Origin of the sequence: Cohaesibacter gelatinilyticus (assembly GCF_900215605.1) — a bacterium.
GTDB lineage: Bacteria > Pseudomonadota > Alphaproteobacteria > Rhizobiales > Cohaesibacteraceae > Cohaesibacter > Cohaesibacter gelatinilyticus.
Genome location: NZ_OBEL01000001.1, coordinates 1,077,260 through 1,093,568, shown reverse-complemented (window position 1 = coordinate 1,093,568; position 16,309 = coordinate 1,077,260). Strand labels below are relative to the sequence as shown.

Annotated in this window: 2 protein-coding genes and 1 pseudogene; all 3 read right to left on the bottom strand. The window is 62.0% G+C overall.

The genetic code is table 11. The features are described from left to right. Positions 1-334 precede the first annotated feature (334 nt). The 3 genes and pseudogenes from CRO57_RS04865 to CRO57_RS04850 all read right to left on the bottom strand — a co-directional run bounded on the left by CRO57_RS04865 (position 335) and on the right by CRO57_RS04850 (position 16,273). Positions 335-944, bottom strand: a pseudogene (locus CRO57_RS04865) (tyrosine-type recombinase/integrase). A gap of 1,039 nt (positions 945-1,983) precedes the next feature. After that, positions 1,984-15,576, bottom strand: a complete 13,593-nt coding sequence (locus CRO57_RS04855) for a sbcc family protein (protein ID WP_097152231.1) — start codon at positions 15,574-15,576, stop codon at positions 1,984-1,986. Continuing rightward, positions 15,563-16,273 carry a hypothetical protein gene (locus CRO57_RS04850; protein ID WP_210200756.1) on the bottom strand — a complete coding sequence of 237 codons (711 nt, stop codon included), beginning with the start codon at positions 16,271-16,273 and terminating at the stop codon, positions 15,563-15,565. The genes CRO57_RS04855 and CRO57_RS04850 overlap by 14 nt, the downstream gene beginning before the upstream one ends. Positions 16,274-16,309: the final 36 nt, after the last annotated feature.

The window sequence follows — 16,309 nt, the reverse complement described above, 5'->3', positions numbered from 1 at the left end:
ATTGGCGCAACCTAATTGCCCATTTGTTCGTAGCCTCGATTTCACAACCATTTCCAACACCTTGACTGGATGCCCTGAGGCTCGAACACAGTTTGACGCAGATTATTTTTGGGGTCAGAGCGTTCTATCAGATAAGCTACAGGAATCTTCTTAGTTCTTCGACAACTCCGTTGTTAGATTTGATTAAGATCCGCAAATATTTCCGTTCACCCAGAAATTGAGAGCATTCGTGCTGCATCATATGTGAATGGCAGCAATCAAGGAAATCACTGTTGAAGCAAGCGTTCTTTTAAAAGGCAACTTTGGGCCGGAGTTTCCACCGACCCACCATTTTTCAGATCTCGACACTTTCGGAAATGGACAATGCTTCCCCCAGATCAACACCAAGATAACGGACCGTGCTGTCCATTTTGGTGTGACCAAGCAAGAGCTGGACAGCTCTCAGGTTGCCAGTTTTCTTATAAATCTGCGCAACTTTGGTCTTCCTCATGGAATGTGTTCCATAAGCGCTTGGTTCCAGCCCAATTGACTTACCCCCTCCTTTCAGCGGCCTTGCATATTGGCGGGTCGATACATGCTGGCCATAATGAAATCGGCCAGGCCAAAGATATTCATGACCAATCATTGACGGGTGCATAATCCATTCAAAGAGAGATTTGCGAGTCCCCTATGTGATTCCAAACCGAACGGGTGTTTTGGTTTTGATCTGCAAGATTGAAACCCGTTCTTTGATAGCTCCACTTGCGAAGACATCTGAAACACGAAGTGTCACCAGGTCAAATCCGCGAAGTTTGCTATCAACGGCCAAATTGAACAATGCAAAGTCCCGAACAGCGCCTGCAATCTCTAACCTCACACGGATAACCCAAACATGTTTGGTAGCAGCGGGCGTTTTGACCGACTATTCGACCTCTGTTCCAATCACGCTTCTGAGGGATGAACATGGGCAAATTGGAAGCAGACATTTGCATTTCCTCCTTACCATTCCCTCCATCCCATCGCTCAGACATTGAGCTTTGGTATTTTGATCCCCAACATGGGGAAGTGCAAATTTCTGCAGGGAGCCCAAACTCAAACTGGGTCGCAACCAGACCTGTGACTTTCACAAATGACGGGAAGCCAGCGATTTTCGATACTGTTACACGAGGGACTGGCAAGCTTGGCAAGACTCGTGATTCCAAGGTTTCGCTTGACGCCCCGCCAAGTGCGATTTGAACACCGATATGCTCGGCCGCTAGTCAGGCTTCGGCGGATTAAGGGGAGACCGTATCTTCTTCGTCGAAGAAGCAGAGCATTTGACCAGTGAAGAGAATCCTTTGGACTAGGTCTGGCGCGTCCGGGGGGGCAACAAGGCGATTGAATGATAAGGACGAACTCGACTGTTATTTTCGGACGCGGTTGGTATTCGTTGGTATCGCGACGAAATGCCTAAGCGAGGATCACCCGTGATATCGGCGGACTCGGAGCATAACCGCACGGTTCCCAGTACAGCCGGGCGTCCCAGGTAGGGGCCGGGGACCTGTTTCTTCAGGATTCGGCGATAACGGATTTACTGAGCGACTAATCGATGATGCGGTGCAGGCGTGGCTTTGCTAACTCTTTGCACCGCCTCAGCCGTCGCGGGCGGGTGGCTCGTCCTGAACGGCACGACCGAGATCCGAGGACCGCAGGGCGAAATCAGTGGCACGCAAGTCTCCGAGGTGACGGCGCTGTGGCTCCAGACGATGGTCGTGCTCACCACCGGCGACACCATCGAGCTGCAAGGTAGCTTCCGCGCCGTGGACGGCTACTTCGCCGCCAAGCGACCTCGTTCTGGCGTGCGAAGATCGGCTAAGGCAAATCCCTTTAGCTTACGGAGCATCATTAGGATCTGAGCCTCGTCGCTTCACTTCGGCCGCTATCGGCTACGGTTGGTACGGACCTGTTCCGCGGCGGCTCTTGAGCCGTTTGGCCATAGGTCCGCAAATGACAGAGGCGGTCTTCTCAAGACGATTCCGGAACACAAGCAGCGCCGGGGGTGTGATCGCGCAGAGCGAGTGCGCGCGGATCCGCGACGAAAGGCTCATACCAGCGCGGGGCAAAAACCGCATCTGGGGACTGCGCTTCTAACCGGTCGATGAGCGCCTTGAGGCCCAGTTCCTCTCGGTGGGCACCGGCAAGTCGCATGTCTAGGGCGGACTTCGTGGTCACATAGCCACCACGTTGCGCATTCAAAAGATGTACGCAGAACGTCGGGTTTGAAGTAGCGCCCCAGCCCACCACGAACAATGCGTCTTGTCCGTCGGGACGCAGCCATAGACGTGCCACCGTCACCTCGGCACGCAACTGCGCTGCTATGTATTCGGAGATGACAGCATCCTCTGGCGCCCTCGCCAACACGGTGTCGGGGTCGCCTTGCAACTGGAGCGGATACCACCGCGTCCTAGTCATGGCGCGCGCCTCAAAGGTCCAGGCACCTCCCAGCCGCGTCACCGGTGACACGTTGTCCAGGCTGGCGCGTCCTGTTGCCTCGCAGGCGCGATCGTCTGTTTGCGCCAAGAGCCAGATCGGCGCTTGTTCTTCTAGGTCAACGGCGCGCAGGAACAAGTGGCGCGGCGATCCGTCAGGCAGCAAACGCCCGCTGAGAACGTCTAGCTTGGCCCGGCCCAGTGTTTCGAGCGAGACCAGCAGACAGCCCCGGTCAGACAGGATGATCCAGTCTTGTTCCATGCCTGACCCAGCGCCGGTAACCGCCAGCAATCTGCTGCCGTCCTGCGCCAGGACGTCGAAGCGGAACGGCGCATCGGCTCCCTTCGGCATCAACCGACCATTCAACAGGTCAAAATCGGAGCGAGAGAGCGGCGTGGCCTCCGCGCGGGACAACCGTTTCATCAGCGCGGCGAAGGCTGTCGCGCCGACAGGCGCCGTGGCAATGATCCCGCAGGGATCGTCAAGAAACTGCGCTCCGTCAGACAAGACCGTGTGCACCAGAGGCTGGTTGCTGCAAGCTGTTACGCCCACGCTCAGGAACCAGGTCAACAGCATCTCGTGGTCTGCTGCAGAAGGTGTTTCTAGCTCGATCTCGCGCATGACTCCGGTGCGGCTATCGAGCACGGTTACCTGCCCACCGATGGCCAGCAGCGCCACCGTACCTTCCGCAGGCGCCTTAAACCAATCACAGGACGCGCCCGCGTCCCAAAGACGCTTGGCCAAGAGCCGCAGCAGCTCATTGGCCTCGGGAGTGAAGGTGCCGAGGCAGCGCTTGTCCAGCGTGCCTTCCCCGACCCAGAGTTGAGCGACGGTCTCGGGCGGTATTGGTGTCGCAATCACCACGTCTGGGTGCTGACGTGTGGTCCGGGGCAGAAGATCCACCCGCGCGACATCCGTGATCTGTTCGGGCGTCGACACGACAAACGTCAGGTGCCGGCGCACGATTCCGCAGGACGACGCATGAAACCGCATCGCCAAGTCGGTATGCGCCGCACGCACTCGGTTTCCACCACTGTCTGCGATCTTCAGGATCAAGCCCTCGTCGACGCCGGAACTTGCCGCCGCCGGCCCGCAAGCGACAAGGGTGCTACCTTCCGCAAATAGGCCTGCGAGGCTATGCCCTGCCGAAAGGTTCGGTCTCAGAACAGCGGCCAGATCCGCCGCAAGCCCGGCTGCCAGATCTTGCGGCCAAGTCGATGGCGCGGCAAGGCCTGCCGGCGCGCCCATCGCGGGCTTGACCCACGCGCCTGAGATCTTTTCGCTCGCGATTTCCATCACAAGGAAAGCATCACCGGCGGGCACCAGGATGGCCTCTGCGATCGTGTCTGCTGCAGGCTCGGATGCGGTCAGATAGGCAGCGATGTCCTCGGCCAGCGCGTCAGGCCGCGCATCGGCAGTGTTTAGGAACCGCGTATCTCGGATGCGATCTCCCCCCAGCACGTCCAGCCGCGTTTCGTCGTAGAGCAACGCATCCCGGCCTTCGATGTCGAGAAAGCGGCCGCGTGTGGCCAGCGAGGCAACCGGCGTCATTTGCGCCAACAAAAGGTGCTGTTCCGGTCGCGCGTCCTGATAGCCCTGAAAGCCTCCGACGAGGTCCGGAACCGTCCCAGGGCTGTCGCGCCAGACGGCGGTCTCAAAGCCCGTGTCCGCCGTGGCCAACACGATCCCCGGGATATCCGCTGTCCAGAGTTGAACGCTCTCGAACGCCTGATCCAAAGCCGGCGTGGCAAGGCGCAGGACCGCCTCGGCCTGTGCGTCGAAACCGGCGCCGAGCTCGGAGAAATCGGTATCGATGTCGAGGACGGCAAAGGCATCGGGCGTCACTGCCAGCGCCGATGGCACACCGGACTGCAACATCGCAAGCCTGTCGGTCGCGTCCGGGATACAGGTCACAGCGGCCTCGGGCGCAAGCGCCGCCAGGCCCTGGATGAAGGTGTTGCGCTGTTCCAATGCGACCGTACAGGCGGGATCGAAGAACACATCCGGGCGCGCATTGGCGGCGAGCCGCTCTCGCAAGGTCAGCCCTGTCGCGGTTGGCGCCGTCTCCAAAAGAAAAAGCGGCGCGTGATGGGACGCGCCAGGGATCCAGATCGCCTCTTCGTACAAGCGGGATGCACCGAGGCGAAGGCTCAGATGGGTGACAATCTGCGCTGCGGTGTCGGTATCGATCACAGCCTTGCCAGACCAGTACACAGGCCCCACTGCGCCGCCAGGAAACAACACACGATGCCCATTAAGGGAAGCGCCCGGGTCAGGAAAGCTCAGCAGCGCCGGCGCATCCGGCCCGGACCAGCCGTTCGTCAGACGCTGGACGGTGAAAGAGGCCATACGCTCGGCGGCGCGCTGCAAGACGGCCACGCGCAGCGCGATCCTTATCTCGTCCGGGTCCGTCTCGTTGAAGGCTCGGGAGAGGTCCTCCGGCAGGTCGCCGTAATGACGGATCAGGTCATCAGTGTCTTTCCGTCCCAAGACGCTGCCATAGGGGCGTTCGGCCGCCATGACCGCATCCCCGGCGACACCAAGGTCAAACCAAGCGTAGCAGGCTTTCTCGCAAGCGGTCAGGCGGTCTGCAGCCAGCGATAGGGCAAAATCGGCCAAAACAGCGTCCTGGCTGGCTGCGACATCCGTCAGACCTACCGCGCTCGCCCGTTTGCCCGCAGCGTCGATTACCATGGCAAGGCGCTCCCCTGCGGAAGTGGTTCCTTCGAGGCGCGTGCAATCGGACTGGCAGGTCAACGAGATATTGCGGGCCTCTCCGGCCTTTCCCGCCACCCGGAAGAGACCCGCCGCCCGGAAGAGACCTGCGATGGCTGACTTGATCGGCGCACGGACCGTATTGGCCCCGGTCGGGTCCAACCCCTCGGTGAGCCTCAGGTCGAGGTGTAAGGTCAGATTGGTCCCGGAGAGCCTGTGCGCCTCGGTCGCAGCCGACGTGCTGCGGGCCAGCCCTGGCCACGCGCCCGTACCGGCCTGCGCAAGGCGAACGCGCCGGATGCTAGGGCCCGTGTCAGGCGCGGGGGCCGCGGCCTCCAACAGTTCTTCCCAGATGTCCCATGTGCCGTCCGACGCCACAACATTGATGCGCAGCTGTTGCGTCCGTGGGCAGAGATTGTCATTTTCGGGGTCAAACGCCTCCACCGTTCGGGTTACCGCGACCAGCGTGATGTCGATGACGTTCTCCTTGATCTCGTCCGGAAGGTTCGTCGGCAGGGTCGCTTCGATGTCACCCAGAACACAGACAAGCGGCGGCTTGTCCTTTCGCGGCAATTGGAGGCCGGCCAGCCAGACCAGCCGGTTGTCCGGGCGGATGACTTCGAGGATGACGGCCTTCTCGCTCAAGGCCTCCGGCAGCACCGTGTCTGGTAGCACGCGCAGGTCATCCTCGGGCCGGAGGCTGCCTTGCAGGCGTCCGACCAGAAGCGTCTTCAGCGCATCGGGGACGGTCTGGCCTGTCGCGACGCGCGGTGCTGCGGTGTTAAGCGCCACCAGATCCAGAGGCGTCTCGTCCCCTGTCTGGTAGAGCATGCCAACGGCGCTGTCGCGCGGCGCAGGGGCGTATTGCCAGACCACCACCCCCGGCGCGTTACACAACTGCGGCGATGCAGAAGGCGCGAGGTCCGCGTCCGGCCAATAGGCCAGCGCAGCCTGCGCACGCGGCGATGAAGCGCCGGCGTGGTCGGTGCGCAAACAGGCCCATCGCCCATCATCCGCGATCACATGCAGTGGACCATCCTGCGTGAATTGCACCAACCGTTTGTCCGAGAGACTCCAGGGGTCAATCAGAGGGGCCGCATCGGGGAGTTGCTCGGGCGACTGGGTCGCGACCTGGACAAAGAGGCGCTTGACGGTCTCGCGCGCAGCCGGCTGAGCGTCTCGTGTTGGCAAGGGCAGCACCATCGCCTCGGCCGTGTCGGTCAGGGGCAGCAGAACGAGGTTTTCCACGCAACTGTTGCTGCCTGTGCCGCAATAGCCGGTTTCCGTGCGCGCCAGGGGGGGGGAGGCCTGCAGCAGAGTGAGCCTTGAGTCATCAGAGGTGAGCATGTAGCGCAGGGCCGCCTTGACGAGCGCATCATCTGCGAAGTCGCCATTCAGATCGATCGATCGCGGCGTCTCCCCAAGCTTGAAGAACACCCGATGCTCCGTCTCTTCGTGGTGTCGCAGACGGGTTTGCCAGGCTTTCGTGACATCGACACCAGCAACCGTCAGCGCACTCAGCGCGACGGACCGTCCCGAGATTTGGGCGATCTCGGTTGTATCGCGGTCCAATTCTTTGGCCAGGGCCCCCCAGGCGTGCCGCGGCGGAGCGTCGCCGGTCATGCGCGCGAATGGCGCGATAACATCCACAGCGCTCGGCTGCAGCAGGAAGCGGCGGAAGAGCAGGTCTGCGCCGTCGGTTTGCGCGAGATAGACCGGCGCGCCGGCAGCCAACCTCTGGCCGACGCTGGTGTCGGCTACAAAAGCCTCAGGCGTGTCGGACCAAGGCGCTTCGAGTGCTTCGTTGGCGACGGCGAGCAGACGATTGCGGTCTTGGAGGATGAGTGACAAATTCTTGACGTCAACTCTCTCTCTTTCAGCTTCGAAGTAGTTAACCCTCGCCTCGGTGGGCGCCACTTGGCATTGCTCAGGCCCACGCGTTTCCTGTAGGTCCCGATTGACTGTCAACTCAATTTCGAAGTTCGGCAGGACCTCGCCAGACACTTCACTAATCAAACCGACGAAACGAGTTTGATTGTTTTCGGGGTACCAATCGAGATAAGCACCCTGAGAATTGCTGCCGCTCCAATTGCTAGCAAGCGGAATTCCGTCCTCGTACCCAAACAGGCATATCAACAGTCCGTCACTCGGACCCGACATGTTTCGAAGATCCATCGAGAAATTGCGTGTTCCTGACGGCAGCACGATGTCGAACCAGAGTTCGCTGCCGCCAGACGCCTCGTACACGATACGATTGTTACTATCGCTGAGTGTATCTTGCCGAACTGCAGCAACCTGAATTGTTGGCACCACCGCACGCCGCACCATCAGGCGACCGGGCTCACCGTTCCCGTCTTCGATGGCGTAGGCCCAGGCTTCGATCTGGGGTGCGTAGGGAATGATCTGAACACGATGTGGCGCGTCGATGTCGTTGTCGATGACGTCGTACAACTCATTGGCCACGGACCGTGCACTTGGTACCTGTGCGCGCTGTGGATCCTCCGCGATCTGGGCGATCGCTTCCCAGGCCCCGTCAGCCCAGCGGTAAACCCATAGCGCCTCGGGCCGCACCAGCAGCAGACGGTCCGGTGTTGTCACCTCGGCCTCCAGAACATCCTCGGTCAGCACGGTCAGCAGCGCCAGAGCCCGGTCTTCGGGCAAGGCATCGCCGGTTTGCTTGCTCGACCAGACCCGGTCGTCCTGCCGCACCGCCCACCAGCGCCCTGCCCCGTCTGGCAGGGGCGCTTCAAGCGCCTCGCGCGTTGGCAGGTCACTCAGCACGCGGACCGCTTTGAACCCGCCCGGTGAGGATGAGCGTGCATAGATATCTAGGAAATCGGACACCTGCTTGGCACGCGCAGCGGTGGCCGCTGCGCGCCCAACGAAGCTGAGCGGGGTCTCGGTCCGGTGATAGCCATCAGGCCGCGACAGCAGAAGATGGGCGCGCGCCTCGTCCACCGGGACATAGAATTGCACGAACCGCGCTGTCTCGCGACCGGCAATGACGGTCTCGTCACCCGGCTCACAGATTTCGCCGCCGAGGCCGCCGCGCGGGTACCGGCCGGACAATTGGTCATAGAGCCAGATGCCACAGCCATCATCCAGTTCGCCAATGCGCACCGGTACGCTCCGACAGTCAGTCTCACAAGGCTCAGGGTCGGGCACTGGTGGAGGCGGGGGCGGAGGGACCGGTGATGGGTCAGGCTTCGGCACCGGCCAGGGCGGGGTTGGGCGTGGCTGAGGCACCGGGTCTTCCGGCGGCTCTATGGGCGAGACAATCTGGTAGCCACCCGCCGTCTTCTTGGACAGGCTTTCCGCGGTGGCCAGCGTCTGGTTGGTCGGATCGACCCGCCCCAGCGTACCCTCGTCACAGTTCCACAGCGCTTGTACGGCTTCGAACACTCCTTGCGGATCGTCGAGATCGCCCCGCCGCTCGCCGTCATAGACCTGACGCATCCCAGTCAGCCAGAAGCTCTTGGTCTTCGTCTCGCCACCCGCCGAGGGCGGCTCACCGCAGGCGGTGTTGTCTTCGAACGCGCCGCGCATAACGACCAGCAACTCACCAACGCGCTGAAAGCCGATGGTCCCTTGCAGCGTGCCTTCCCCGTTCTGGACAATCCGAGCACGCAGAAGCAGTCGGCCGTAGTCGCCCGAGGGCTCTACGGGACGGGTCGCCATTTCGCCGATCAAGGCATTGTGGAAGCCGACGAGCAAGCCGCGTTCCTCCACAGACAGACCCTTGAGGGTGGTGACCGGCTGATTGTCGGTGCCAATGCTGACGCGACACAACTCGTAATAGCCGCGCCGATCCACTGTTTCGCCAGTGTAAAGATAGACGAGGTTGCCCGGCCCCGTGGTGCACTCACCGTAGCCATCAAAGGCTTCGACGGTCCCGGTCTGAATCTGGCTGTAGCCGCCGATCAGGGTCGACAGTGTCTTGCCCATGGGCTGACCCTCGGCATTGAAATGCCCGGGCGCGATGCGGGCTACCGCCAGTTTTTCATATTCGGGCGTGCCCTTGTTGCCTTTGCCGATCTGCACTCGGGCGGGATCGCCGCCCAGCGGCTCGAACCAAAGCGCGGCGACCTTGTCACCCAGGAGACCGGGGGTGCCTCCCGGCGGAATGTCTTCTGGTGCGCCGGTGTCGGCCAGAGGAGGATCTGTACCGTCGCCCAGACCATCGCCGGGATCCTGCGCTTTGCCGTCGGACGCACTGTCGCCCGCGTCACCGTCACCATCGTCGCCCATGCCGTCCCCGCCGGACCCGAAGCCGGCAAAAGGATTGATCGTGACATTGCCGCTGAACAGCGCCTCGAGCGCCTTGTCAAGATCCTCAAAGTTCGGCGTCAGCAGATTCTTGAGCATGTCCGCAATTCTGCTAGGATCCAGCGCCTGCAAACCAGGAAAGGCCACTGTAAGTCGCAGCCCCAAAACGCTGAGCCGCGCGCGTGCCAGATTGGCGCGTGCCTTGAGATCGGCGCTAAAGGCGTCAAAGCCGGCAATCGACATGCGGGTGCCCGCCGCCGCCTCGGGCCGCGAGAACCCCTTGCCGGTGCGTACGGCGCCATTGCCGCGAAGGAAGGCCGCGATGTTGAACTCGGTCGTGGTATCCAGGATGCCCTGATCGAGATCCAGCAGGAACCGCCCGTCTCCCACCGGCACGGTAAAGACCTTCACACTGCTGTCCGCAGTGACGATCTTTTGCGGTCCGTCGATCGTGAACTGCCCGCGCATCGACAGGATGTCAGAGACCGCGCCACCAATTTCAGACTGATGCTGAACAAAGGGTTTGCCCAGATCGATGACCCCTTCGTTGCTGCCCAACGGGATGATGCTGAGCAGCGTGAGCGCGCCCTTGGTGGTCACCTTCAGGGGGCGTTCGATGTCCATCGTCAGGCTGCCGCGATAGTTCAGCAGATAGCTGGCACTGCATTCTGCAACGGTCACGGCCGCCCTGATGGTCAACTCTGTGTCTTCAATGGCACCGCCGTTGGGACAGATGGCGAGCGGCGGCACGGGGATGGTGAGACCTTCGCCAAAGGAAATGGCAAAGCGGTTTGGCCCCTGGATCGCCAGACCTTCTTCGCTCAGCTGCACTTGCGGCGCAGAGATCGCAAAAAGTCCGGCAATACTGGCCTCGCTGTCGATCAACAAGGCCTTCGGCATGCTCCCGTCCGCCGGGCTCAGCCCGATATTGGTAATCTTGACCCCAAAGTCGCCGAGGAGGTCGTTGATGCCGCTGGTCAGTTGCTCAGTGATTTTGCCTGTCAGTGCGTTGTAGTCGGCGTCGATGTCCGGGTTGAGATTGCGGTCCAGCGTGATCTTTGCGTCGACGGTTTCGTCGATACCGAGGCCAGCAAAGGACGCCTCAGCTGTCATTTCGATTCGGCCAAGCGACGGTTTGTGGTCGGGCGCTTGCTTGATCTCGAAAGCGATCAGGCCGAGGTCCAGAGTCTGACCAACCTCCAGCGGGCCTTCGGCGAGGATCCGGGCCACCGCGTCCATCACCAGCGCCTCGGGCGATAGGCCTTGGCCGCCGCAGTCGGGCGCTGCGACGTTCGGAAAGCCCTCGAGGTCGATGATGCAGCGCAGATCAACGCTGCTGCGCAGGCCCAATTCGTCAATAACGAGATCGTAAGGCAGGGTCAGTTCAAAGCGCTTGTCGGTCTGGATCAGTGTCGCGCCATCCTTGGACCGAAGATATTTGCCAGAGATCGAGTCCCCAAGGCGGCGCGCCAATTCGTTCAGACAATCGCCGTCCTGCGTCTGCGGGCATGTGAGTGACAGGCGAGCATCTTTCGGGTGGATCAAGCCTTTAGCCTGGGATTCGGCCCAATCTGCGAGCGGGTCAGTATCCAGGCCTTCCACCGACAACTTCGCGGTGCTCCAGGACAGGTCCGCAGTCACCTTCAGATCCTCGCCGAGGATCTCATAAGGCGCAGTGACGATCGCCCCGGTGACCCGGCCGGTCTGCACGTCTTCACCACTGTAGGCGCCACAGGCAATCTGAGCGTCTCTCTCGGTGCTCTTCAAAATGCAGGAGGCCTCACCATCCAGGGTCGCGCCGAGCGTTTCCGTAGTGCCATCCAGAACGGAGGAGCTGGCATCGGCGATCCCTTGGTAGAGATCCGACAGATCGACCGTATCCGCAACCTCGGAGAGCGCGGCTTCGGCGGCGGCAGCGGCCAGCGCATCTGCGCAGCGCCTAAACCGGTTTTCTAGCGCGTCCAGCCCTGATACGCCCGCCCCAAACCGCAAGGTTCCGTCAAGTGAGACCAGGGCCGTCACATCGAGCTGCGGCGCGTCGAGCGCACAGGCCTCGTCGTCATAGATCCGGCCAAGCGTGTCCGAGCCGGTCTTGTTCAGCTGGTCTGCAAGGTCACTCAGGTCCAGCGTGAAGGTGCCTGTGATGGCACAATCCGACAGGCGGTTAAGATCGGAACATGCGCCATCGAACCCGAGCGACACTTTGATCTCGTCGTAGCCCAACTGATCACGGGGGAGCAGATCATCAGTGGTGTCTTTGATACACTCTTCGAGATCTGCTGAGTGCACCTCGGGTTTTTCCGGACGCTCCGTGCCGCGCCAGTCGAACCGAATGTCGACAGCGTCCCCGCAAAGGCCAAAGTCATCCGGCAGTTCTAAGTCGCAGTAATCAACCTCACGGCCCGGTGCGATATTGCTGCCGGAACAGGACCAGGTCAGCTCCTGATCGCGCAAGAGGATGCGGCCTTCGTCGGGCTCGCTGACGGTGCACATCTCGGGCACCGGGGCAAGCATCCCGTCAGCGAGGGTCTGCCCAAGGCGCTGCAGCGGTACCACGTGCTTGCAATACGCCTCGCTTTCCTCTTGCAAAGTCGCACCCACATCCTCGGCCCAGGCCTGCCAGACGGCGGCCTCCTCGGACAACATGTCGGACAGGCCGCGCCAAGCATCATCGATGGCGCCGCTGGGATCGATGGAAATGTCCAGGCCGTCCGAGGCAAACTGTAGCCCGTGCACCCGGACACCCCGGGGCAATTGCACACTCAGGGCGTTTTCGATGTCGAGATACAGCTTGGCATTCTCATCGACATCTGATGGCAGGCTGACCACGCCCCGTGGCAGATCGATGCGCAACAAGGCACGGGCGTTGTCGACCTCAGCAAAGAGCGGTGTGTGTGACGAGACCCGCACGTTGAGGTCGTAGATGCCTCCATCGTTGCTCGCATCGCTTTCGACAGCGCGCACCCGCATGCGCCAGTCGCCGTCCGGGCTTGTGAGTTCGACATCCGGGCCCAGCACCAGCCAGGGTTCGTCGCCGGAAGGTTGCACGCAGACAAAGCCCAGCGGACCTTGCACAGGTGCCTGCCGGCCAAAGGCGACCGAGACGACATAGGCACCGGCACATTGTGTTCGATCCCGCGCCGAGGCCACATCCTGCAGTGCATGCGGCAGGTCATCCGGTTTCAGAGGATCCGGCGCGCCGATTTCCTTCAGGATCAGTAGATCCGAATCCGAGGGCAAAAGGGACAAGGCACGCTGCACCAATGCGACCCCGTTCACCGTGGGTCTTTCGACAATCATCTGGTCGAGACGATCGCCGTCGAGCGTGGTCTGAAACACAAAGGCGCCTGTAAGCGGCGCAAGGCCGTGAATCGTCGTCAGATCCGCTATGGCGTTCTTGGGCACGGTTATGCGCACCCAGGACAGGATCTCGCCGCTGGTTCGCGACGGGCCCCGAACCACTGTGATCTCCGCGTTGTCCTGCAAAAGGTCTTCGATGGCGGCCAGACCCTTGGAATCGGCCAGAAAACGCTGCAACTCGGCACCAACCGTGGCGGCCAGCGCGTCGAAGGCTTGCCGCGCCATGGCCTCGGCCATCGCGCTCACCACCACTTCGGCATCTTCGAATGACGGGCAGTCTGGTGAGACCCGAGCCGGGTCGGTAGGGACGCTGAGGCAGAAACTCTGGTTCACCGGCTCTGGCAAGGCCACCCGCAACAGCAAACCGTACTGCTTGTCAAAGCCGCTGCCGCTGAGCGGTCCAAGGCGCAGGCGCGCCAGGGCGTCGAGGTCGAGCCCTGCCGCAGCGGCGATGCGCCGGAGTTGCACGTTGAGCAATGCCTCGTCGACAGTGATTTCCGCCTCTTCAACAGCACGACGCATGGCGGCCTGCAACTGGTCTGCCACCGCCACCGTATCCGTCGCCGTATCCACATCAAAGGCTTCGGAAAACTGCGTACTGGCCTCTACGACGCTGACAACCTGATGCAGGGCTTTCGGATCGTTCGAGCGCAGGCCGCAGACTGCCAGATTCAGTTCCGCACCGAGGTGGATCGTCCAGCGGCCGTCTTCGACGATGAGCCTGCGCTCGACCTTCTTCGACAAAAGCCCCATTTCGAGCCCCGTGTTCGGCGGCGCATTCTCATCGGTCTCCGCCTCGGGCCCGCACCCGCTGTCAGCCTGCATGCTGACAACACGATCCAGCACTGCAGACCCCTCGAGAATGACGGCTGCCGTTGCGGCGCGTTTCGCGAGCCGATCACCGGACTGCTGAAGGCGGTCCATGGCCTCATCCAGACGCGCGACCACGGCAGCGGCCTGCGTTTCCTCCAAGGAGTCCTGTAACACCGCGTTAAAGGCATCCGAGAATGCCGCACCGGTCCAGACGCCTGTGCCCTTGCGCAATTCGGTGCACATCAGTGCCACTTCGGCAACCGCCGCGCCATTGTCCACAAGGCCGAGGTCAGTCAGCACCGCTTGCGACACCGCGCGGCGCACCGATCCCTCCGGCGCTGGGCTGAGCGGCGTAACCATGTCGCAAAGCGCGGTCAGCCCAGTTTCGATGCTGGCGGTCACTTCAACCGGCACCTTCGAGCGGTCGAGAACACCTTCAAGACTGGCCAGCGCCTTGTCTTGCAAGGACTGTACCGCGGCTTGCAGCAGGCGCTCCAGCGCGGCGCCCGCGGCGTTTTCGAGCGCCTCGGCCCTACGCATCACAGTGTCGGGGTCCAGCGAGACCGTGCCTTCGCAAATTCCCGCTAGACCGTCCCGCCCTGCGGCTGACACCAAGGCCTCCCAAGGCTTCTGCAAATCGCGATTGAAGGGTGCTGGCAGCGCCGTCGGGACCGCGCGGATCCGGGTATCAAAGCGCTGGGTTGGTCCGGCCAGAACGGACTGCGTGCGCCGGCACATCAGGGTCAACTGATCGGTCAAGTTCTGTTCGGCACAGGCAGTCAAAACGCCAGCCAGACCTTCGGCCGCACGCCGCAGCCGGCTTTCGTTGAGTGGGCCAGTGATGGCCTCCGCTGGCTCGGCCATGGCGCGTGTGGCATCGGTGCAGGTTCCGCCCGCGAGGGGCAAGGCTTCGGCCTTGGCAACCAGCAAGCGGATGGTCAGAATGCGCTCGTCAAAGGCCTCGGTCAGCGCCGCAGTAAAGGCGTCCACTTCCGCGGCGCGCGCATCAATTTCAGCCTCGAGCGCCGCATAGGCGCCGGAGGCGGCCTCGCGCGGCACGTCGAGCGCTTCTGAGACGGCCTTTAACCGGTCGAATGCAGCGGTGCAGAGTTCCTCACGATACCAGCGCGCATCGCGCAACTCTTCTGGCAGCGTGTCACGGCAGGTGTTGGCGTCGATGGGCGTCGAAAACACCTGTTTCAGCGCGTCGGCCTGAAGCCCGGCATAGGCCGCCGCGAAGCGCACCGTCGCTTCGGCGCGGTCCTCCAGAGCTTGACCGGGGTCGACGATCACCCGCAGAGACGCAACCAGACTGGCGAATTCCGGCGCATCCTTCACCGCATTGCGCAACTGCGCCACGGCGGGTTCCTGCTCGATCTGGCGCAGGGCGCGGGCCAGTCGGCGCAGCGCCCGATCGGCGATCTCGTCTTCGTCTCTGCGCTGCTTGATCCATTCGCGCCCCACCCGCGACACCGCCTCGAGCGCCGTCGGCGCAGCCTTGGCCCACCACGCCGCGACTTCGGCCTCACGCGCCTCGGTCCGGTCCGACTCCGGGATCGGCGGCGGCGGCAGGGTGTCGGCCAGCCGTTTGCTTGCAATCAAATGCGCATCGGCGGCCAGTTCGGCCGCCAAGCGCCAAACCTGACGTTCCATCGAGATCAGGGTCGCCAGACAGTCCGGCTCGCTCAACATACGGAGCGTCATGTCCGTGTCCGGAGGGGCGCAGACCTCGCCGACAAGAGCGCCATTCCTCTGGAGCGCTGTCAGTTCCTGGAAGACGAACATCAGATCGAGCGAGACCTTACCCACCGGTCCCACGCCATCGGAGTCAAAGGCGACCGCCATCTTGTGCGCTGCCGCGCGCAAGGCTTCGATCTCGGTTTCCACAGCATCCTGGGCATGCGCCTGTAAGACACCAAAACAAAACAGGACGGCGGCAGACAGCGCGGCGCGCAAACGATCACTCCAAGACAAGAGCCCCTCCTTGTCGCTCAAGGTTCAGTGAGCAGGTGCGCGGCGCTGTTGGCCTAGCGGCCGCGTCGGCCTGCGTTCTGGTCGGACACGCCGAAAGCGTGCAGAAATCCAATTTCGCCAATCCCCTGTCATCCGCCTCCGAAAGCTCGATCAGCTCTCCGACGCTGACGCAAAACGGGGCGGGGGACCAAAAGACATCGCCAGTCTTAATGTTCACGCGCAGACGCAGATCGGCCTTCAGGACACCCTGTGGCAGTTCATGCAAGACAGCGATATTCGAAAGAAATGGCGCAACCGTGATGCGCGGCCCGTCGGGCACGAACAAGGCCGATGACAAGATATGGTCTCCCGGTGCGCCTTGGACCGGAACGACGCCGGTGCGAAACATCGCCTGCTGGGGTACCGCGTCCTCGGACGGTGCCGGCTCTTCGGGCCTGAGCAACGTCGAGTTGCAGTCTGCAGGCGTGAAACTCGCGCCAAAGTCGCACGGGATTGAATTAGCGTCCATGACCCGAAACCCGAATGCCATACGACCAAGCGCGCGATGCAGCGGCGCAATATCCAGGACGGCTTCGGCATCAAGCGTGATTAGATGAAAGTTTTTACCTTCGATACCGCTGTCGCGTCCAAGTTTGAGAACGATCAGGACCGTCAGGATCACCAGTGCGCCAAAGAGACCAAAGAGCAGGTCCATCATAGATACCCAGGCAAATCCGGCTCGCGCACGTCGCAT